At 71.2% G+C, this 20,107-nt stretch carries 15 protein-coding genes, 4 tRNA genes, 1 other RNA gene and 1 pseudogene; 9 read left to right on the top strand and 12 right to left on the bottom strand.

The window, feature by feature from the left end:
- Window position 1: 1 nt before the first annotated feature.
- From mobC to NBY69_RS35360, 4 genes and pseudogenes are all read right to left on the bottom strand, one after another.
- Window positions 2–553: a plasmid mobilization relaxosome protein MobC gene (mobC, locus tag NBY69_RS35375; protein ID WP_250306318.1), complete on the bottom strand. Its 552-nt coding sequence runs from the start codon at window positions 551–553 to the stop codon at window positions 2–4.
- Window positions 554–872: 319 nt separating this feature from the next.
- Window positions 873–1,688 (bottom strand): annotated as a pseudogene (locus NBY69_RS35370) (DUF2637 domain-containing protein); the annotation flags it as partial.
- Window positions 1,689–1,958: 270 nt separating this feature from the next.
- Complete coding sequence (locus tag NBY69_RS35365; RefSeq protein ID WP_374211375.1) at window positions 1,959–2,849, bottom strand: hypothetical protein; 891 nt, start codon at window positions 2,847–2,849, stop codon at window positions 1,959–1,961.
- A 96-nt stretch (window positions 2,850–2,945) separates the two neighbouring features.
- A tRNA-Ser gene (locus NBY69_RS35360) sits at window positions 2,946–3,033 on the bottom strand.
- A gap of 74 nt (window positions 3,034–3,107) precedes the next feature.
- On the opposite strand from NBY69_RS35360, the gene ffs reads away from it, so the two are divergent.
- From ffs to NBY69_RS35330, 6 genes are all read left to right on the top strand, one after another.
- Window positions 3,108–3,202, top strand: an RNA gene (ffs, locus tag NBY69_RS35355) — signal recognition particle sRNA small type.
- Between the two features lie 71 nt (window positions 3,203–3,273).
- On the top strand, window positions 3,274–5,562 hold the full coding sequence (locus NBY69_RS35350; protein ID WP_250306316.1) for a DNA polymerase III subunit gamma and tau: 2,289 nt from the start codon (window positions 3,274–3,276) through the stop codon (window positions 5,560–5,562).
- Window positions 5,563–5,634: 72 nt separating this feature from the next.
- Window positions 5,635–6,885: a phosphoribosylamine--glycine ligase gene (gene purD, locus NBY69_RS35345; protein ID WP_250306314.1), complete on the top strand. Its 1,251-nt coding sequence runs from the start codon at window positions 5,635–5,637 to the stop codon at window positions 6,883–6,885.
- A 202-nt stretch (window positions 6,886–7,087) separates the two neighbouring features.
- Window positions 7,088–8,770, top strand: coding sequence for a hypothetical protein (locus NBY69_RS35340; RefSeq protein ID WP_250306313.1), 1,683 nt, complete (start codon window positions 7,088–7,090; stop codon window positions 8,768–8,770).
- Window positions 8,771–9,104: 334 nt separating this feature from the next.
- The gene (locus tag NBY69_RS35335; protein WP_250306312.1) at window positions 9,105–10,565 is read left to right on the top strand and encodes a N,N-dimethylformamidase beta subunit family domain-containing protein; all 1,461 of its coding nucleotides are present in this window, start codon (window positions 9,105–9,107) and stop codon (window positions 10,563–10,565) included.
- Window positions 10,566–10,723: 158 nt separating this feature from the next.
- Window positions 10,724–11,623 carry a phosphoribosylaminoimidazolesuccinocarboxamide synthase gene (locus NBY69_RS35330; protein ID WP_250306311.1) on the top strand — a complete coding sequence of 300 codons (900 nt, stop codon included), beginning with the start codon at window positions 10,724–10,726 and terminating at the stop codon, window positions 11,621–11,623.
- A 67-nt stretch (window positions 11,624–11,690) separates the two neighbouring features.
- Here NBY69_RS35330 and NBY69_RS35325 read toward each other — a convergent pair.
- The 8 genes from NBY69_RS35325 to NBY69_RS35290 all read right to left on the bottom strand — a co-directional run bounded on the left by NBY69_RS35325 (window position 11,691) and on the right by NBY69_RS35290 (window position 16,430).
- Window positions 11,691–11,763, bottom strand: a tRNA-Gly gene (locus NBY69_RS35325).
- 22 nt (window positions 11,764–11,785) lie between these two features.
- Window positions 11,786–12,430 (bottom strand): response regulator transcription factor, encoded by a 645-nt coding sequence (locus tag NBY69_RS35320; protein WP_250306310.1) that lies wholly within the window; start codon window positions 12,428–12,430, stop codon window positions 11,786–11,788.
- Window positions 12,427–13,827 carry a sensor histidine kinase gene (locus NBY69_RS35315; RefSeq protein WP_250306308.1) on the bottom strand — a complete coding sequence of 467 codons (1,401 nt, stop codon included), beginning with the start codon at window positions 13,825–13,827 and terminating at the stop codon, window positions 12,427–12,429. The genes NBY69_RS35320 and NBY69_RS35315 overlap by 4 nt, the downstream gene beginning before the upstream one ends.
- Before the next feature lie 23 nt (window positions 13,828–13,850).
- The gene (locus NBY69_RS35310; protein WP_250306307.1) at window positions 13,851–14,669 is read right to left on the bottom strand and encodes an ABC transporter permease; all 819 of its coding nucleotides are present in this window, start codon (window positions 14,667–14,669) and stop codon (window positions 13,851–13,853) included.
- Window positions 14,666–15,574: an ABC transporter ATP-binding protein gene (locus tag NBY69_RS35305; RefSeq protein ID WP_250306306.1), complete on the bottom strand. Its 909-nt coding sequence runs from the start codon at window positions 15,572–15,574 to the stop codon at window positions 14,666–14,668. Before NBY69_RS35305 ends, NBY69_RS35310 begins: the two co-directional genes overlap by 4 nt.
- Before the next feature lie 147 nt (window positions 15,575–15,721).
- Window positions 15,722–15,794, bottom strand: a tRNA-Gly gene (locus NBY69_RS35300).
- A gap of 79 nt (window positions 15,795–15,873) precedes the next feature.
- Window positions 15,874–15,945: transfer RNA gene (locus NBY69_RS35295), tRNA-Gly, on the bottom strand.
- Between the two features lie 167 nt (window positions 15,946–16,112).
- Window positions 16,113–16,430 carry an Lsr2 family protein gene (locus tag NBY69_RS35290; RefSeq protein ID WP_250306305.1) on the bottom strand — a complete coding sequence of 106 codons (318 nt, stop codon included), beginning with the start codon at window positions 16,428–16,430 and terminating at the stop codon, window positions 16,113–16,115.
- Between the two features lie 314 nt (window positions 16,431–16,744).
- Between NBY69_RS35290 and purS the strand changes: the two genes are divergently transcribed.
- From purS to purL, 3 genes are read left to right on the top strand one after another with little or no spacing between them, the layout of a single operon-like run.
- On the top strand, window positions 16,745–16,996 hold the full coding sequence (gene purS / locus NBY69_RS35285; RefSeq protein ID WP_250306304.1) for a phosphoribosylformylglycinamidine synthase subunit PurS: 252 nt from the start codon (window positions 16,745–16,747) through the stop codon (window positions 16,994–16,996).
- The gene (gene purQ / locus NBY69_RS35280) at window positions 16,993–17,673 is read left to right on the top strand and encodes a phosphoribosylformylglycinamidine synthase subunit PurQ (RefSeq protein WP_250306302.1); all 681 of its coding nucleotides are present in this window, start codon (window positions 16,993–16,995) and stop codon (window positions 17,671–17,673) included. The genes purS and purQ overlap by 4 nt, the downstream gene beginning before the upstream one ends.
- Entirely contained in the window at window positions 17,670–19,919 is a 2,250-nt protein-coding gene (gene purL / locus NBY69_RS35275) for a phosphoribosylformylglycinamidine synthase subunit PurL (RefSeq protein WP_250306300.1), read from the top strand. Before purQ ends, purL begins: the two co-directional genes overlap by 4 nt.
- Window positions 19,920–20,107 lie beyond the last annotated feature (188 nt).

Here is a 20,107-nt window from a genome sequence, read left to right as displayed (position 1 = left end):
ATCAGACCTCCGTCGCTTCGGTGGGCTCGCGCAGAGCCCCGGCGATCAGGGTGAGCAGGCGGTGGAGTTCGTCGAGGCGCTGACGGATGTCGGGCGGGGTGTAGTCGCTGTTGAGGGCGCGGGCGATCTGGTTGACGTTGACGCCGGTGCGGTTGAGGGCGCGCAGGACCTGGGCACGGAACATGTGGGTACGGCGTCGATCCTCGGACAGGGGGAGGTTCGCGGTGAACTGGCCGTCGAGGAAGGCGAGGACGATGTCGGCGGCGAACCCGGATTCGCCTTTGTAGCCGTGCTCGGCTGCGGCCTCGCGCAGGCTGGTGTGCTCGTCGTCGGTGAAGCGCATGGGGCCGACGCGCTTGGTGCGCTTGTCGCCGGTGAACCGACGGATCGTTGGCTGGACGCTCTGCACGGCGGATTCGCTGACGGCGGGCGCGTCGGTGTGCGTCGGGCGGAGGATCGCTTGCTGGGCTGTGTGAAGCGTGTCCGGGTCAGAGCCGCCCTCGGTCTCGACCACCTGGTCCGGCGCCCCCCGGCGCTGGGCCGTCTCCGCCACCCCCGGGGCGGAGACCCCCGAAGACCGGCCACGAGTCGGACTCGGGGTACTACTGGCTCCGCCAGGAGCAGCCCGTCCGAACGCCCGCCACAAACGTTCCGACAGCGTAGGCGACTTCGTCAGTGTCAGCGGCGATCCGATTTCGGAGTCGGGGTGGTGCGGGTCGTGGGTCACGGATATTGCTCCGGAGTAGCGCGGGAGGGATGGCGGCATGCGGGGGCACGGCTACGGCCGTAGGCGGTAACGAGCGATCAGGCGGAGGGGTGGGGCACGCTCTGACCGGTGGCCGGAGGAGTTCCGGCCACCGGATGGCGGGCGATCAGCTGACGTTCCGATCGGCGCCGGGTTCCGACCGGAGGATTTCCATGACTTCGGTCAGCCTCTGGCCGCCGACCGTGTGTCCTTTGTCCCGTATGGCCTGTTGGACGATGCCCCGTGTGAGCTTGCGCTTCTCCGCCGCGGCGATCCGCCCGATCTCGACCAGTTCCTCGACCGTTGCGCTGACCGGTCGGCCGCCTCGCGGAAGGCTCTTCGAGATTCGGGGCAGCGCGTTCCGGGGGCCGGATGCGGTGGCTTGTGATTGTCCGATGTGCGCGGGCGGTACGGCAGGCGAATCCGGCGTCTCGACGGAACCGGTGGCGGGCCGGTCGGAAGCCCGGTCGACCAGTTGGTGGATCTGCCGCATCAGCACGCCGAACGCCAGCAGGGCTGCGGTCGGGGGAACCGCCGCGACCACGTAGTCGAGTAGGGGTGCGACGCGCTCGTTGCCCGTGCCGCTCACGCCGGCCACGTTGAGCGCAATGGATCCGGCCGACCCGATGGCGGTCAGACCGACCGCCCACCAGTCGGTCACCCGGCGAAGGCCGGCGCGGAGCATCAGCAGTTCGCCCGCGACGATGAAGGCGTCCAAGGTTGCGGGCCAGGCCCATTGCCGGACCGGGGAGCTTCCCAGTCCATGTTGTCCGGCGACCTGGGCGAGGTGGGCGTAGGAGAGCCAGAAGCCGCCGGCGGTGAGGGCGATGATGACGGTTCCGGCCGCGGCGAGGGCGTATCGCTCGGCAGCGTGCTGGGGCGTTGCTTGTCGCTTCGTGTCCTGGGCGCGGGGCGTCGCATGAGTGTGCCGGGGGGGTGTCGTGGGGTGTGGCGGGTGTGGTCATGCGGGGTTCTCCGGGATGGTTCTGCGGAGGCGATCACGGCGTTCACGCAGGGGGCGTACACGCGAGCCCCCTTCTGAAGGGGAGCTCACGCGTGAACGCTGGTGTGCGTGTACGGCGTGAACGATCGCGTGATCGTCTGACCTGGGGTTTCGTTCTTGGCGTGTACGCCTGCGGTGAGGCGTGGGCCGGTGCGCGGGGGAGGGGTGCGTGTACGCCCTCGTGTACGGTCCCGGCGTTCGGCGATCAGGTCAGGAGACGGCGCCGATATGGCGGACTGAGGCGCGGTAGCGGGCTTGCTGACCGCCTCCCGTTCCGCCTGCAGCTCCTTCGGCCTTGTCCGCGAGGCCAGCCCTGACGAGCCGGTCCAGGGTGCGCCTGGCTTTCTCGGTGGCCGAGCGCTCGGGGTTGTTCTGGCCGCTTTGGATCATGGCGAGCTCGCGCACGGTCAGTCCGTCGGGGCGCTGGCGCAGGATGGCGACCGGGTCGAGAGCGGGGTCGAGCGTCGAGGTGCCGCGTTCGTGGTCGTGGATGACCTGGAGGGGGCCGATCTCGCCGGTGGGGGTTTTGAGGTGGTGCAGGGTGACGGCGAGGTCGCCCGCTTCCCCGGCGATGAAGAGGACGCTGCCCGCGCCGGAGGTGATCCAGGTGGAGCCGTAGACCCGGTCCAGGGTGGGCTTCTGGGCGCGTGGGGCGCCCTCGGTGGCCTTGCGCTGGTGGTGGAGTTCCATGATCTCGACGCCGTTGCGCATGGCTCGCTGGCGGGCGTTGTTGTAGGCGACGCCAAGCGCGTCGTCGACCAGGGTGCTCACCGCGTCCTTGAGGCTGTCGATCACGATGGTGTCGGCCTGGTGAGCGGCGGCGAGGTCTGCCAGGAGGTCGGGCTCCTTGTCCAGGCTGGCGGGCAGAGGTCCCTGCCAGACAGCGAGCCCGTCGCGCAAGCGCTGCTCGTGTTCGGGCCCGATGCTGCGGGCCATGGCGCGGGCGATCTGCTTGTACCGGTCCAGCGCCAGGTACAGCACTCGTCGGCTCGGTGCGACCGGCATGTCCAGGACGCTGTCGGCCAGACCCAGGCGGGCGAGGATCACCTGGTGAGCCAGGGGTGGCTGCCGTACCCACACCTCGCGGCGGTCCCCGGTCACGGGCTCGTCCAACTGAGACCAAAACTGAGACCACCAACGTCGAAGGCCCCCGCTGCAAGCAGCGGGGGCCTTCGACGTATTGCCCGGTGAGAGCAATGGCGGAGGATACGAGATTCGAACTCGTGAGGGGTTGCCCCCAACACGCTTTCCAAGCGTGCGCCCTAGGCCACTAGGCGAATCCTCCGCGGCAAACAATACAAGACGTTGGGGAGTGCTAGCGAACTCGATTCCGACCCGGTGGATCAGCTAGGGTGGGCGTCAGCCCCTCACGTGGCGCTATCTGACTGAACTCCCCCAGGGCCGGAAGGCAGCAAGGGTAGGTCGGCTCTGGCGGGTGCGTGGGGGGCCCTTTGCGTTCCGGGGCGGTTTCGGGGGCGTGGGTTCGGGGCGGGGGTTGTCAGTGGGTCCCGATAACCTCGTACATGTGTCGTCCCTTGCGCTGTACCGCCGCTACCGTCCCGAGTCGTTCGCCGAGGTCATCGGGCAGGAGCACGTCACTGCCCCGTTGCAGCAGGCCCTGCGGAACAACCGGGTCAACCACGCGTACCTGTTCAGCGGGCCGCGGGGCTGCGGCAAGACGACCAGTGCGCGCATCCTGGCCCGCTGTCTGAACTGCGAGCAGGGGCCCACGCCCACGCCGTGCGGGGAGTGCCAGTCGTGCCAGGACCTGGCGCGGAACGGGCCGGGTTCGATCGACGTCATCGAGATCGACGCGGCTTCGCACGGTGGCGTGGACGACGCCCGTGACCTGCGCGAGAAGGCGTTCTTCGGGCCCGCGGGCAGCCGGTACAAGATCTACATCATCGACGAGGCGCACATGGTCACGTCGGCCGGTTTCAACGCGCTGCTGAAGGTGGTCGAGGAGCCGCCGGAGCACCTCAAGTTCATCTTCGCGACCACCGAGCCCGAGAAGGTCATCGGGACGATCCGGTCGCGTACGCACCACTACCCCTTCCGGCTGGTGCCGCCCGGCACGCTGCGCGACTACCTCGGCGAGGTGTGCGGGCAGGAGGGGGCCCAGGTCGCCGACGGTGTGCTGCCGCTGGTGGTGCGCGCCGGGGCGGGGTCCGTGCGTGACTCCATGTCCGTGATGGACCAGTTGCTGGCCGGTGCGGGCGAGGAAGGTGTGACGTACGCCATGGCGACGTCCCTCCTCGGCTACACGGACGGGACGCTGCTCGACGCCGTGATCGACGCTTTCGCGTCCTCGGACGGGGCGGCTGCCTTCGAGCTGGTCGACCAAGTCATCGAGCGGGGCAACGATCCCCGCAGGTTCGTGGCCGATCTGCTGGAGCGACTGCGCGATCTGGTGATCCTGGCCGCTGTGCCCGACGCGGGGGAGAAGGGGCTGATCGACGCCCCGGCCGATGTCGTGGCGCGGATGCAGGCGCAGGCCTCGGTGTTCGGCGCCGCGGAGCTGAGCCGGGCCGCCGACCTGGTCAACACCGGGCTGACCGAGATGCGCGGGGCGACTTCGCCGCGGCTCCAGCTGGAGTTGATCTGCGCGCGGGTGCTGCTGCCCGCCGCGTTCGACGACGAGCGGTCCATGCAGGCCCGGTTGGACCGGCTGGAGCGCGGTGGCACCTTCGTGTCCGGCGGGCAGGGGCCCGCGATGGGATACGTGCCGGGACCCGAGGCACATCCCGCGGCGCCGGTGGCGCCGGGCGGCGGGCCCGCGGCTGCGCGTGCCGCCGCGCGCGGGGATGCCGGTGGTGGTGCGGGTGTTGGCCCTGGGATGCCTGGTGCGTCCGGTGCGTCCGGGGCGCCTGGCACGTCCGGTGCGCCTGTGGCGCCTCCCGTGGCTGCCGCGCCCGCCCCTCAGACCGCGCCCGCTCCCCAGGACGCCCCCGCCCCTCAGACCGCGCCCGCTCCCCAGGACGCCCCCGCACCTCAGCAGGTCCCACCCGCGCAGCCCGCCGCCGCCCCCGCCGCCCGGCAGCCCGGAGCCTGGCCGGGAGCCGCTGCGCCCGCCGGTCGGCCCGACCGGCCCGCCGAGTCCCCGCGTCCCGCCGGAAGCTGGCCGTCGGCCGCCGCGCCCGGACAGGGACAGCCCGCACCCGCGGCGCCTCCGGCCGCTTCCGCTCCGGGAGCCCCGCCCGCCGCCGCCCCCGCGCCCGGTACGGCGCAGGGCGCCGCCCAGGTGCGGAACATGTGGCCCGACATCCTCGAAGCCGTCAAGAACCGCCGGCGCTTCACCTGGATCCTGCTCAGCCAGAACGCCCAGGTCGCCGGGTTCGACGGCACCACCCTCCAGCTCGGCTTCCCGAACCCGGGCGCCCGGGACAACTTCGCGTCCAGCGGCAGCGAGGACGTACTGAAGCAGGTGCTCGCCGACCAGTTCCATGTGCAGTGGCGGGTCGACGCGATCGTCGATCCCTCGGGCGGTACGCAGCCGCCCGGTGGCAGCAATCACCCCGGCCCCGGCGGTTCCAGCCCCGCCCCGCAGCGCCCGGCACCCCAGGACCGGGCCCCGGCCGCGCCCGCACCCGGTCCCGCACCGCAGCAGCCCGCTCCGGAGCCGCAGCAGCACCAGAGGCCCCAGGCGTTCAGAGAGCCCCCGCCCCCGCCCGCGGACCAGCCGCCGTCCGTCTCACTGGAGGACGACACCCCCGAGGACGACGATCCCGACCTCGTCGACTCGGCGCTCTCCGGCCACGACCTGATCGTGCGGGAGCTCGGAGCGACGGTGGTGGAGGAATATACGAACGAGTAGGGGCACGGTCTTCGGCGGCCCGTACAAGGCCCGCGCCGGGCCGGACCCGGTGCGCGGGCTAGGCTGCGTACCGTGAAGGTCCTTGTCATCGGCGGCGGCGCCCGCGAACACGCCCTGTGCCGCTCTCTTTCCCTCGACTCCGAAGTCACCTCCCTGCACTGTGCCCCCGGTAACGCGGGCATCGCGGAGGTGGCCGAGCTGCACCCGGTCGACCCGCTGGACGGCGCCGACGTCGCCCGGCTGGCGACCGAGCTGGAGGCCGGGCTCGTGGTCGTCGGACCCGAGGCTCCCCTGGTCGCCGGGGTCGCCGACGCGGTGCGCGGAGCGGGCATCCCCTGCTTCGGGCCGACCCGGGAAGCGGCGCAGCTGGAAGGGTCCAAGGCCTTCGCCAAGGATGTGATGGCGGCGGCGAACGTACCCACCGCGCGCGCCTACGTGTGCACCACCCCCGCCGAGATCGACGCGGCGCTGGACGCCTTCGGCGCTCCGTACGTGGTCAAGGACGACGGCCTCGCCGCGGGCAAGGGCGTCGTCGTGACCTCCGACGTCCAGGCCGCCCGCGCCCATGCGCTGGCCTGCGAGAGCGTCGTCATCGAGGAGTTCCTGGACGGCCCCGAGGTCTCCCTGTTCGCGATCACCGACGGGACGACCGTCCTTCCGCTCCAGCCCGCGCAGGACTTCAAGCGGGCGCTGGACGGCGACGAGGGTCCGAACACCGGTGGTATGGGCGCGTACTCCCCGCTCCCCTGGGCCGGCCCCAAGCTGGTCGAGGAGGTCATGGCGTCCGTCCTCCAGCCGACCGTCGACGAGCTGCGCCGCCGGGGCACCCCGTTCGCGGGCCTGCTGTACGCGGGCCTCGCGATCACCTCGCGCGGGGTACGGGTCATCGAGTTCAACGCCCGCTTCGGCGACCCCGAGACCCAGGTGGTGCTGGCCCGGCTGAAGACCCCGCTGGCCGGCGTCCTGCTGAACGCGGCCAACGGCACGCTCGACAGCGAGCCCCCGCTGAACTGGCGCGACGACGCGGCCGTCACGGTGGTCATCGCCTCGCACAACTACCCGGACACCCCGCGCACCGGCGACCGGATCGAGGGCCTCGACGAGGTGGCGGCGCAGGATGCGCCCGATGCGTACGTCCTGCACGCCGGGACCCGGCAGGACGGCGACGCCGTCGTGAGCGCCGGGGGCCGGGTGCTGTCGGTGACCGCGACCGGTGCGGACCTGGCCGTGGCCCGTGAGCGTGCCTATACGGCGCTGGGCCGGGTACGGCTCGACGGGGCGCAGCATCGTACGGACATCGCGGCGAAGGCCGCAGGCATCTGACGGATCTACGTCAGCACCTTTACCCAAAGCCATTCCATCGAGTGACGGCTGGCCCATCCGGATGACGCTCGCCGGAGCCCCAACTAGTCTGCGGCGCAAGCATTCCGGCACTTGGCCCACCGGCATTGCGATGTCAGTGACGGGTGCCACAGTGGGGGAGTGAGCAAAGCCGCCGCGGGGGCAGAGGGGGTGACGTCCGGCCGTGTCCGACACCGGTACGAGTGAGAAGCGGGGTGCGCAGGGCGCCCGTGCCCATGCACTGGCTGTTCTGGGTATTCGGGGCAGGGCGCTGGCCGTAGCGCTGCTGCCCGTCGCGGTCGCGGTCGTGCTGCTGGCCGGCGGGGCCACCGGCCACCTCAGCGGCGGCAGTTGGGACACGGCGCGCTGGGCGGTGTCGTGCTTCGCGGCCGTGGTGCTGCTGCTCGCCGCCGTGGTGGCCGCGGTGATCGTGCGGGCCGGGCCCGCTGTCAGCCCGACGGTGGCGCTCACCGAGGCGTCGGCGCCCGACCTGCACCGGATGGTGCGGGACCTGGCGGACCGGCTCGATGTGCCGGTGCCCTCGGCGATAGCGCTCACACCGGACTGCGACAGCTGGCTGGAGGACCGTTCGCACCCGGCCGCCCGGTCCATATCCGGCGGGCGGCTGCCCACCGTGCGCGGGCTGCGGGCCCGCCGGGTGGCGGCAGCGCCCGTGCTCGTCATCGGCTCGCCCTTCCTGTGGTGGATGCGGGTCGCCGAGCTGCGCGCCCTGCTCGCGCCGGTCGTCGCGGGTACGGGCCCCTCCGCGCACCCCGACATCGCGGCCTCCCGCCGGTTCGTCCGGGGGCTCGACGCGGCGGTCGCCGTCGCCTCGCGGCCCGGACTCGGCCCGGTGCGGCGTTTCGCGTACTCCTTCGTCGGCCGGACCGCCGGGCTGATGCTGCGCAGTTGTCGTGGCCATGCTGCCGAGATGGAGCGGGGTGTCGCCGCCGCCGCCTCCGACCGCGCACAGACTGTGGACTACGGGCTGCGCATCGTCGCCCAGGAGCAGGTGGGCCTGGCCTACGCGGGCTGGGACCGGCTGCTGACCCGGGTCGCGCTGCCCGCCTGGCGGATGGGCCGCTGGCCGTCCCGGCTCGACGCGGGAGTGGTCTCCGCGCTCACCGAGCTGTCCCGCCGGGACCGTCTCGCCGAAGGCTTCACCTCGCGCCTCGGCGAGCGGCCCGCCTGCGACCTCCTGGAGGAGCCGGGCGCGGTCGACGAGGCCACCTCGCTGCTCGCCGCCCGTCTCTTCCACGGCGGCCCCGCGGAGAACGGCCCGGACTGGTCGCCGGTGGACTGGCAGGAGTACCCGGAAGAGGTCGTCGACCGTAAGTGGCGCACGGAGGCGGCCAGGCTGCACCGGGTCCTCGACCGCCTCGGCGTCAACCGCGCCGCCGCCCCGGGCGCCGCCGACACCCCGGACGACCGGGGCGGGCCGACACTCGCACGGGTGATGAATCATCTGGCCGCCGACGGCACGGACGTACTGGCCACCGCCGTCACCGCCGAGGTGGCCCGCGAGGAGGCCGCCGCGCCGCCGTCGGTCCCCGGCGGCACGCTGGAGGGCGAGCATCTCTGGGACACCGGGGCGATCCCGCTCTTCCCGCTCCAGCCGCCCCGTACCGGACGTGACCTGCTCGCCGACCACGTCATCGCGATGATCTGCTGCGCGGCCGTCGACACGGCGGGCGCCGCCCCCGGCCTGGACTGGCTGGACGGGCCCGTGCTGCTGGTCGACGACGAACGCAGGTCGGACCTGGGCGGCCATGTGGTGAGCCTGGTGGAGGACGGGGACGCCGAGCCGTTGCGCGGGTGGCTGAGGACGGTGGGCGTCCGCCTGGAGAAGCCGGTACGGCTGGTGTGAGACCGCCGGGGAACCTTGGGCCGCACCCGCCGGGGAACCTTGGGCCGCGCCCCCGTCAGGACCCGGGCCCGCCTCTCCGGAGAACCTGGGCCCGCCCCCGTCGGAGAACCCGGCCCGTGCCCGTCGGAGACCCCGGGCCGCGCCCGACGGAGCAACCGCCGGGTCGCGCTCACCGCTGCCCCTGGGACCGGTTCCGCCCCGCCGCGTCAATGCGCGAATTCGTAAATTCGCGACGAACAGTAACGGAGTGACTCCCTTATGTGATGTGCTGGGCCGGTCGCTGACTGTCGGTGCATCTCTGTTGTGCCCGGGCGGCCGAGGGAAGGGGAGCCGCATGGGGGCGGAGCAGATCCGGCGCTGGGAATCGGGGGCCCTCGCCCACGCCGTCTCGGATCCGTTCGGCCAGGGCCCGCTGCCCTGGCTCCGCGGCAGTGAGAACTACTTCGACGACACCGGCCATGTCGTCCCCTGGTACGCCGACCCGGACGCCGCACACCAGCACTCCGGTGGCCCCCGCACCGCCGACGACGTGAAGCGGCAGATCAAGGGCTTCGCCTCCACGGGCGCCGCCGCGCCCGGCGAGGCCATCGACTTCCACGTCACCGTCGACCCGCCCCAGCAGTTCTCCGTCGACATCTACCGCATCGGCCACTACGGCGGCGACGGCGCCGCGAAGATCACCACCAGCCCCCGCCTCTCCGGCATCGTCCAGCCGGCCCCGCTCACCGCCGACCGCACGGTCTCCTGCCACCACTGGTGGCTCTCCTGGCGCCTCCAGATCCCGTCGTACTGGTCGATCGGGGCGTACGTCGCCGTGCTCACCACCGCCGACGGCTACCGCTCGCACATCCCGTTCACGGTCCGCGACAGCCACCCGGCCGATCTGCTCCTCCTGCTGCCGGACGTGACCTGGCAGGCGTACAACCTCTACCCGGAGGACGGCCACACCGGCGCCAGCCTGTACCACGCCTGGGACAGCGGGGGCCGGCTGCTCGGCGAGGAGGACGCCGCCACCACGGTCTCCTTCGACCGGCCGTACGCGGGCGCCGGCCTGCCCCTGCACGTGGGCCACGCCTACGACTTCATCCGCTGGGCCGAACGGTACGGCTACGACCTCGCCTACGCCGACGCCCGCGACCTGCACGCGGGCCGTATCGACCCGACCCGCTACCGCGGCCTGGTCTTCCCCGGCCACGACGAGTACTGGTCGGTGCCCATGCGGCGCACCACGGAACTCGCCCGTGAGCAGGGCACCTCCCTCGTCTTCCTCTCCGCCAACACCATGTACTGGCAGGTGGAGCTCGCCCCTTCGCCCTCCGGCGTCGCCGACCGCCTGCTCACCTGCCGGAAGCGCCGCGGCCCCGGCAAGTCCGCGCTCTGGCGGGAGATCGACCGGCCCGAACAGCAGCTCCTCGGCATCCAGTACGCGGGACGCGTCCCCGAGTCGAGCCCCCTGATCGTGCGCAACGCCGCACACTGGCTCTGGGACGCGACCGGCGCGGCCGAGGGGGACGAACTCCCCGGGCTGGTCGCGGGCGAGGCCGACCGCTACTTCCCGCGTACCGCGCTCCCGAAGCACGAAGGCCGGATGCTGCTCGCCCACTCGCCGTACCGGGACAGCGAAGGGGCCGTGCGCCACCAGGAGACGTCCCTCTACCGCGCCCCCTCGGGCTCGTTCGTCTTCGCCTCGGGCACCTTCGCCTGGTCCCCCGCGCTGGACCGCCCCGGCCATGTGGACCCCCGTGTCCAGCGCGCGACGGCCAACCTCCTGGACCGGATCTGCAAGCGCGAATGACCGGCGCCGCGCCCACCGTCCGCCATGCCGCGCCCACCGTCCGACCCGGGCCCGCAGGGGCTCCGACCTCGGGTGCGACCCTGGGGAGGTCCGTACGCAGGGCATACGGGAGAATCGACCCCGACCCCAGAGCATGGACATAACCACGGGGAGGAACCGTGTCCGGATTCGTAGAAAAGCCCGAGCCGCTTCAGGTACCGGGCCTGGTACACCTGCACACCGGCAAGGTGCGCGATCTGTACCAGAACGAGGCGGGCGACCTCGTGATGGTCGCCAGCGACCGCATGTCCGCGTTCGACTGGGTGCTGCCCACCGAGATCCCCGACAAGGGCCGGGTCCTCACCCAGCTGTCGCTCTGGTGGTTCGACCAGCTCGCGGACCTCGTACCGCACCACGTCATCTCCACCGACCTCCCGGCCGGCGCCCCCGCCGACTGGGCCGGCCGCACCCTGATCTGCAAGTCGCTGCGGATGGTCCCGGTCGAGTGCGTCGCACGCGGCTACCTCACCGGCTCCGGCCTGGTGGAGTACAACGAGCACCGCACCGTCTGCGGTCTCGCGCTCCCCGAGGGCCTGAGCGACGGCTCGGAACTGCCCGCGCCGATCTTCACGCCCGCGACCAAGGCGGCCGTCGGCGAACACGACGAGAACGTGAGTTACGAGGAGGTCGCCCGCCAGGTCGGTGCGGAGACCGCCTTCGAGCTGCGCCGGACGACCCTCGACGTGTACAGCCGGGCCCGGGACATCGCGCGCGAGCGGGGCATCATCCTCGCCGACACGAAGTTCGAGTTCGGCTACGACGGCGACCGGCTCGTCATCGCCGACGAGGTGTTGACCCCGGACTCGTCCCGCTTCTGGCCGATCGCGGGCTGGCAGCCGGGCCGTGCGCAGCCCTCGTACGACAAGCAGTACGTCCGCAACTGGCTGACCTCGGAGGCCTCCGGCTGGGACCGCAAGAGCGAGCAGCCACCGCCCGCGCTCCCGCAGGAGATCGTGGACGCGACCCGCGCCAAGTACCTGGAGGCGTACGAGCTGCTGACCGGGACGCCCTGGTCGTAGCGGTACGCGGTCCGCACGCAGCACGGAAAAAGGCCCCGGTCGCGAGGACCGGGGCCTTTCTTCACCGAGCGGACGACCAGGTTCGAACTGGCGACCTCAACCTTGGCAAGGTTGCGCTCTACCAACTGAGCTACGTCCGCATGCGCCGTAGCGCGGAGTCCACTATACCCAACCTCGCTGGCGCGCGAGACGCACTGCGGTGTGACGATTTTCGGCCCCCAGCTTGGTCGCGGCCGACGACAGGTAGTTCCGTACCGTCCCCGGCGACAGCGAGGCCCGCTCGGCGATCTCCGCGACCGGTGCGCCGTCCGCCGCCAGTTCCAGCACCTCCGCCTCCCGCACGGTCAGCGGCGAGTCCCCGGCGGAGATCGCGTCGGCGGCCAACTCCTGGTCCACATAACGCCCTCCGGCCCGCACCGTCCGGATGATCTCGGCCAGCTTCTGCGCGGACACCGTCTTCGGTACGAACGCCCGCACCCCCGCCGAGAGCGCCCGCTTCAGATGGCCGGGACGGCCGTGGCTGGTGACGATCATGCAGCGGCACTCCGGGAGTTCACCGCGCAGAGCTGTGGCCACACTCACACCGTCGGCCCCCGGCATCTGAAGATCCAGCACCGCGACATCGGGCCGGTGCGCCCGTGCCATCGCGAGCGCCTCGGGCCCGGACGCGGCCTCGGCGACCACCACGAGGTCGTCCTCCAGCCCGAGCAGCGCGGCGAGCGCGCCCCGGATGAGGTGCTCGTCGTCGGCGAGCAGCACCCGTACCGGACCCGCGCTCCCGGCCCCCGGCTGTACGGACCCGGTCACGCGGCAGCCTCCGCACCCCGGTCACGTACGACGCCCAGCGCCTCCGCACCCCGGCCGGGCACCGCGCCCAGCGGGACCTCGGCGGTCAGCCGGAACCGTCCGCCCCCGGCCGGGCCCGCCACCAGGGTGCCGTCCAGAGCGGTCAGCCGCTCCCGCAGCCCGGCGAGACCCGACCCGGACGTGCCGTCGGCGCCGGCTGCCGCGTCGGCGCCGTCGTTCTCGACGGTCAGCGTGGCGTCCGACCCCGAACGGGACACCTCGATCGCGCAGCGCCGGGCGTCCCCGTGCCGCAGCACATTGGTCGCCGCCTCCCGCACCACCCAGCCGAGCGCCGACTGGACGGCCCCCGAGAGGCCGTCCACCGGCCCCGAGACCGCGCACTCGATCCCCGCGGCCTCCAACACCCCGCGCGCACCGTCCAGTTCGACGGCCAGATCGGCCTCCCGGTACCCACGCACCACTGCACGTACCTCCCGCTGCGACTCCTGCGCGATGCGCTGCACCTCGGCCATCTGCTCCATCGCCGCCGACCGCTCGCCGTGCCCCGAGCCGCGCCCCGGGCCGTGCCCCGAGCCGCGCCCCGGGCCGTGCCCCGGGCCGTGTTCCGGGCCGTGTTCCGGGCCACGCTCAGAGCCGTGTTCCGCGCATCGCTGCTGTTCGCGCCGGGCCAGCTGGACCGCCAGCTCGCTCTTCAGCGCGATCACCGCCAGATTGCGCCCCATCACATCGTGCAGGTCCCGCCCGAACCGCAGGCGTTCCTCCGCGACCGCCAACTGCGCCTGTACGTTCTTCGCCTGCTGGAGCTGCCACATCATGCCCAGGTGCCAGGCGGAACAGCGCACCGCGAGGGTGAACCACCCGGGCCCGAAGACGATGGAGATCGCGCAGCCGAGCGCCAGGGCACCCTGCCCGAGCAGCGCCACCACCCCGCACACGCCGATCAGCAGGGCCAGTTGCACCAGGAGGGTGGTCCGCCGCCGCACGACCAGGCAGTGCGCCATCGAGAACGGCACCAGCGTGACGCACACCAGCAGCGTCACGCCCGGGACCCGGACCATTCCCACCGCCGAGGTGAGCGCCAGCACGGCCACCACGTCCGCCGCCAGCAGCCCGGCCGCCAGCGCGACCAGCCGCCGGGGGACGGCCCCGACGCCCAGGTACTCGCCCAGCGCCGCCGGGACCAGCACGTTCCCGCACACGCCCTGGGCCACCGCGACCAGACAGGACGCGACGATCAGCGGGACAGGAGCGTCGGAGTGCCGGACCGGCCCGGTCACCGACAGCATCACCTGGACGGCGACCGTCATCCAGAGCAGGACGAGCAACGTCCCGCGCGTGTAGAGGTCGATCTGGGCGAGCCCCTCACGCGCCCGCCATCCCCGTATCCACGTCAGCACATCGACCCCCGCGCTCCCCTGCGTCAGCGACGCGGTTCCCAGCGGAACCAGCGCCTTACAGCAAACACCGCCAGCACCGTCCAGGCCACCGCCGTCAGCATGTGCCCCAGGGCGTCGTACACGGACGCCGACCCCGTCCAAGCGCCCCGTACCAGCTCCACCACCGGTGTCAGCGGCAGCAGTTCGCAGACCGAGGCCAGCTTGTCGGGAAAGACCTCCAGCGGCACGATCACCCCCGAACCGGCCATCGACAGCAGCATCATCGGGATGATCGTCAGCTGAGCGGCCTCGGCGGACCTGGTGACCCCCGCGGTGGCCGCCCCCAGCGCGGTCAGCATCGCGACCCCCAGGACGACGCCGGCGGCCATGAGCAGCGGAGCGGGCGGCAGCCCCATGTCGAAGACCACCGCACAGCCGGCCGTCAGCAGCGCGCACTGCACCAGCGCGATGACCGCGGAGGGCAGCGCACCCCCGGCGAGGATCTCGATGTCCCGCGCCTCGCCGGTACGCAGCCGTTTGAGCACCAACTGCTCGCGGCGGACCACCAGCACGCTGACCACCCCGTTGTAGAGGGCGAAGAGCATCGAGAACCCGATGGCCCCGGGCAGCAGCACCGCGCCCGCCGTCAGCCCGGCCCTGTCCAGGCTCTTCTGGGTCGTCGTCGACGAGATGACGACGGTCATGAAGACGGGCAGCACCACCATGGTGAGGAGCGAGGCCTTGCTGCGCCCCAGCTGCGTCAGCTCGGCGCGGGCCAGCGCTGCCATCCGTCCGGTGTGCGGCACGTACCTCCGCAGTACGTTCCTGTCGCTGTCCGTCGTGACCGTGACCGGTGCGCTCATCGCGCGGCCTCCTGCTCCTGTGCGATGCCCAGAAATGCTTCCTCCAACGAGGCCGACCGCACATCGAGCCCCCGCAGCTCGATGGCGTTGTCCCTGGCCCACACCAGGAGTTCGGTGGCGGCGTGCTGCAGTACGGAGGTCCGCAGCTGCACCTCCCCGCCGGTACGGACATACGTCCCCAGCGGCGGCAGGTCGCCGACCGCGAGCCCGCCGGGCAGGGCGAACGAGATGTGCGAGGGCTGCGAGCCCACCACCTCGTCCACCCGCCCCTCGGCGGCGATCCGTCCCTTGTGCAGGATCGCCAGCCGGTCCGCCAGCTCCTCGGCCTCCTCCAGATAGTGCGTGGTCAGCAGGACGGTCGTACCGTCGTCGCGCAGCTCACGCACCAAGTCCCAGGTCTCCCGGCGCCCTTCGGGGTCGAGGCCGGTCGTCGGCTCGTCGAGGAAGAGCACCTCGGGGCGTCCCAGCAGCGCCATCGCCAGGTCCAGGCGTCGCTTCTCGCCGCCGGAGAGCTGCTTCACCCGGACCGCCGACCGCCCGCCGAGCCCCACCTTCTCCAGGGCCTCGCCGACGGGGCGCGCGCCGCTCGTGCAGCCCGCCCACATCCGTACGGTCTCGGCGACCGTCAGTTCCGGCGGGAACCCGCCCTCCTGGAGCATCACCCCGGTACGCGGCCGGACGGCGGCGCGCTCGCTGTACGGGTCGTGCCCGAGCACCCGCACCCGGCCGCCGCTCGGCTGGGCCAGGCCCTCCAGCAACTCCATCGTGGAGGTCTTGCCCGCGCCGTTGGTCCCGAGCAGCGCGAAGAGTTCCCCGGCCGCTACCGAGAAGGAGACACCGGCGACGGCTTCGAAACCGCCCGCGTAGGTGCGTCGTAGATCTGCGACCTCGATCACATCTGTCATGGATCCAGGCTGCCCGGGTGCCCGGCCCGCGGCCGATGACAAATGTCATCGGATCCGATGAGCCCGCGCATGCCGCAGCGCTCCGCGCTCATGGAACGGGCACATGAGAAAGGCCCCGGTCACGAGGACCGGGGCCTTTCTCCACTGAGCGGACGACCAGGTTCGAACTGGCGACCTCAACCTTGGCAAGGTTGCGCTCTACCAACTGAGCTACGTCCGCATTGCCGCCGACCGGCTTCCACCGGACGGTGCGAGCACTACTCTACCCGACCGGCTGAGTGGTCTGGAGAGCGATGCAGAGCGGGTGACAGGAATTGCACACTGCGCCTTCCCCCTGGAAGGGGGATGTTCTACTACTGAACTACACCCGCACGCTGCTTCGGTTGGGGCCTTTCGGCCTTGCCCTTCGGCGTGCTCCAGACTCTAGCTGATCAACAGGGGTGGAACGCAAGTCGAGTCGCCGCGACGGGAGTCGGTGGGGAGTCGACGGGGTCCGGCCGGGTCCCGCCCCGGCCCCGGACCGCTGGGGTGCGGGGCGTCAGCCCGCCGCGTTGAACGCCTCGTAGACCTTCTTCGGGATGCGCCCGCGGGCCGGCACGTCCATCTTGTTGGACCGCGCCCAGGCGCGGACGGCCGCCGGGTCGGGGGCCACCGAGGTGTGCCGGTACGCCTTGCCCGACTTCGACTGCTTTCGGGCTGCCTCCAGGAAGGGGGCCAGCGCCTTGCGCAGTTTCTTTGCATTGGCGGTATTGAGGTCGATCTCGTACGACTTCCCGTCGAGACCGAAGGTGACCGTTTCCGCCGCTTCTCCGCCGTCGATGTCGTCGGAGAGCGTGACCACTACTCGCTGAGCCACGGACTTCGGTCCTTTCCTGCGACACCGCCTGTCCGCGTGCTCCCACGCTGACGTGCTGCGATGTCGGCCTTACGGCTGATTTTTAGTTACGGCATTTCCTTTGTACAGCGGAAGGCGCCGCATTGTGAAGCCCACCCAATTACATGCGCGTGTCCGAGTGCAATCCGGTAGGACGATTTTTTCGAGGATTTTTCTCCGGTGTTGTCCGGGCCGATATCTGAACGTGATCGGCCATACTCATTATCTACCCGCGTAGATTTTTGGGCCAGGTAGTCTGAGGGGACCGCCTTCGCACCAAAACACCGGGAGTGCCAGTGGCACGCGTCGTAGTCGACGTCATGCTCAAGCCGGAGATCCTCGACCCGCAGGGACAGGCGGTGCAGCGTGCACTGCCCCGTCTCGGCTTCGATGGAATCGCCGACGTACGTCAGGGAAAGCGTTTCGAGCTGGAGGTCGAGGGGCCCGTCGATGACGCCGCCCTCGCCCGCATCAATGAGCTGGCTGAAACCTTCCTCGCCAACACCGTCATCGAGAACTTCACCGTGAAGGTGGAGGCAGAGAAGTGACCGCTCGTATCGGAGTCGTCACCTTCCCTGGCACCCTCGACGACCGGGACGCACTGCGCGCGGTACGTGTCGCCGGTGCCGAGCCCGTTTCGCTCTGGCACCGTGACAAGGGCCTCCAGCAGGTCGACGCGGTCGTGCTCGCCGGTGGTTTCTCCTACGGCGACTATTTGCGGGCCGGAGCCATCTCCCGCTTCTCGCCGGTGATGGAGACGATCATCGAGCAGGCGAAGGCCGGTCTGCCGGTCCTGGGTATCTGCAACGGTTTCCAGATCCTCACCGAGTCGCATTTGCTGCCCGGCGCGATGCTGCGGAACAACCATCTGCACTTCATCTGCCGCGACCAGAAGCTGCGCGTGGAGAACCCGGACACCGCCTGGACCGCCGACTACACGGCCGGTCAGGAGATCTCCGTACCCCTCAAGAACATCGACGGCCGGTACGTCGCGGACGAGCGTGTCCTCGACGAGCTGGAGGCCGAGGGCCGGGTGGCATTCCGGTACCTGGACGGCAATCCCAACGGCTCGCTGCGCGACATCGCCGGTGTCACCAACGCCGCGGGCAATGTCGTCGGCCTGATGCCGCACCCCGAGCACGCCGTGGAGCCGCTGATCGGTACGGGGCGTACCGACGGCCTCGGATTCTTCACCTCGATCCTGAAGAAGCTGGTCAACGCATGAGCCTCGACACCGTCCAGCACGCCGCGGAGACCCCCGGGGCCGAGCAGCCCTGGAAGGAACTCGGCCTCAAGGAGGACGAGTACGCGCGGATCCGCGAGATCCTCGGCCGCCGTCCCACCGGTGCCGAGCTCGCCATGTACTCCGTGATGTGGTCCGAGCACTGCTCGTACAAGAGCAGCAAGGTCCACCTCAAGCAGTTCGGCGAGAAGGTCCCGGAGAACGACGCGATGCTCGTCGGCATCGGCGAGAACGCCGGTGTCGTCGATGTCGGCCAGGGCTACGCGGTGACCTTCAAGGTCGAGTCGCACAACCACCCCTCGTACATCGAGCCCTACCAGGGCGCGGCCACCGGCGTCGGCGGCATCGTCCGCGACATCCTCGCCATGGGCGCCCGCCCGGTCGCGGTCGTCGACCCGCTGCGGTTCGGTGCGGCCGACCACCCCGACACCAAGCGGGTACTGCCCGGTGTCGTCGCCGGCATCGGCGGTTACGGCAACTGCCTCGGCCTGCCGAACATCGGCGGCGAGGTCGTCTTCGACGCCTGCTACCAGGGCAACCCGCTGGTCAACGCGGGCTGCATCGGCGTCATGAAGCACGAGGACATCCACCTCGCGAAGGCTTCGGGCACCGGCAACAAGGTCATCCTGTACGGCGCCCGCACCGGCGGCGACGGCATCGGCGGCGTCTCCGTGCTGGCCTCGGAGACCTTCGAGGCCACCGGTCCGGCGAAGCGTCCGGCGGTCCAGGTCGGTGACCCCTTCCAGGAGAAGCTCCTCATCGAGTGCACCCTGGAGATCTTCGGCGAGAAGCTCGTCGCGGGCATCCAGGACCTCGGCGGCGCCGGGCTCTCCTGCGCCACCTCCGAGCTGGCGAGCGCCGGTTCGGGCGGGATGCGCGTCGAGCTGGACACCGTTCCGCTGCGCGACTCCTCCCTCTCGCCCGAGGAAATCCTCATGAGCGAGTCGCAGGAGCGCATGTGCGCGATCGTCGAGCCGCAGCACGTCGCGCGGTTCATGGAGATCTGCGAGAAGTGGGACGTCATCGCCACCGTCATCGGTGAGGTGACCGAGGGCTCGCAGCTGGAGATCTTCTGGCACGGCGAGCAGATCGTGGACGTGCCGCCGCGGTCCGTCGCGCACGAGGGCCCGACCTACCACCGGCCGTACGCCCGCCCCGAGTGGCAGGACGCGCTCCAGGCGGACGACGCGAACAAGCTGGCCCGCCCGGCCACTTCGGCCGAGCTGCGCGAGCAGGTGCTGAAGCTCGTCGCGTCGCCGAACCAGGCGTCGAAGGCGTGGATCACCGACCAGTACGACCGTTTCGTACAGGGCAACACGGTGCTCGCGATGCCCGAGGACGCGGGCATGATCCGGATCGACGAGGAGTCGAACCTGGGCGTGACCATGGCGACCGACGGCAACGGCCGGTACGCCAAGCTCGACCCGTACACCGGCGCGCAGCTCGCGCTGGCCGAGGCGTACCGCAACGTCGCGACCACCGGCGCGAAGCCGCTCGCCATCTCGGACTGCCTGAACTTCGGTTCGCCCGAGGACCCGGACGTCATGTGGCAGTTCGCCGAGGCCACCCGCGGTCTCGCGGACGGCTGCCTGGAGCTGGGCACGCCGGTCACCGGCGGCAATGTGTCGCTGTACAACCAGACGGGCGACGCGGCCATCCACCCGACGCCGGTCGTCGCGGTGCTCGGTGTGATCGACGACGTCAACCGCCGTACGCCGATGGCCTTCGCCGAGGAGGGGCAGCTGCTCTACCTGCTCGGCGACACCCACCAGGAGTTCGGCGGTTCGGCCTGGTCCCAGGTGGTCCACGACCACCTGGGCGGGATGCCGCCCCGGGTGGACCTCGGCCGCGAGAAGCTCCTCGCGGAGATCCTCATCTCGGCCTCGCGCGACGGCATGATCGACGCCGCGCACGACCTGTCCGACGGCGGTCTGATCCAGGCGGTCACCGAATCCTGCCTGCGCGGCGGGAAGGGTGCGCGGCTGGTCGTCCCGGACGGCCTGGACGCGTTCACGTTCCTCTTCTCCGAGTCGGCGGGGCGCGCGGTCGTCTCGATCCCGCGCAGCGAGGAACTCCGCTTCAACGACATGTGCGGGGCGCGCGGCCTGCCCGTCACCCGCATCGGTGTGGTGGACGGCGCGGACATCGAGATCCAGGGCGAGTTCAGCCTGCCGCTGGCCGAGCTGCGCGAGGCGCACGAGGCGACGATTCCGGCGCTGCTGGCCTGACGGTTCTACTTGTACGACGAAGCGCCGGTGCACGGGAGTTGATCTCCCGGACGCCGGCGCTTCGTCGTGTGCCGGTCAGTGGGCGAAGGCGGGTGCCTTCGGGTCGGGCCCGTACGAGTTGTGCTGAGTGTGATGCGCGCCCCATCCCCATGGAGCGCGCCAAGGGCGCAGAACCTATGCGGCTCGAA

The sequence above is a fragment of the Streptomyces sp. A 4/2 genome, from assembly GCF_940670765.1.
Lineage (GTDB): Bacteria > Actinomycetota > Actinomycetes > Streptomycetales > Streptomycetaceae > Streptomyces.
Note: the sequence above shows the minus strand (reverse complement) of the source record. Positions and strands in the feature narration are given on the sequence as shown.

Bases quoted from the DNA above. Each gene is read 5' to 3' on its own strand.
- purL (WP_250306300.1), top strand. From the start codon at position 17,670: ATGAGCCTCGACACCGTCCAGCACGCCGCGGAGACCCCCGGGGCCGAG.
- NBY69_RS35335 (WP_250306312.1), top strand. From the start codon at position 9,105: ATGGGGGCGGAGCAGATCCGGCGCTGGGAATCGGGGGCCCTCGCCCAC.
- NBY69_RS35305 (WP_250306306.1), bottom strand. From the start codon at position 15,574: ATGACAGATGTGATCGAGGTCGCAGATCTACGACGCACCTACGCGGGC.
- NBY69_RS35310 (WP_250306307.1), bottom strand. From the start codon at position 14,669: ATGAGCGCACCGGTCACGGTCACGACGGACAGCGACAGGAACGTACTG.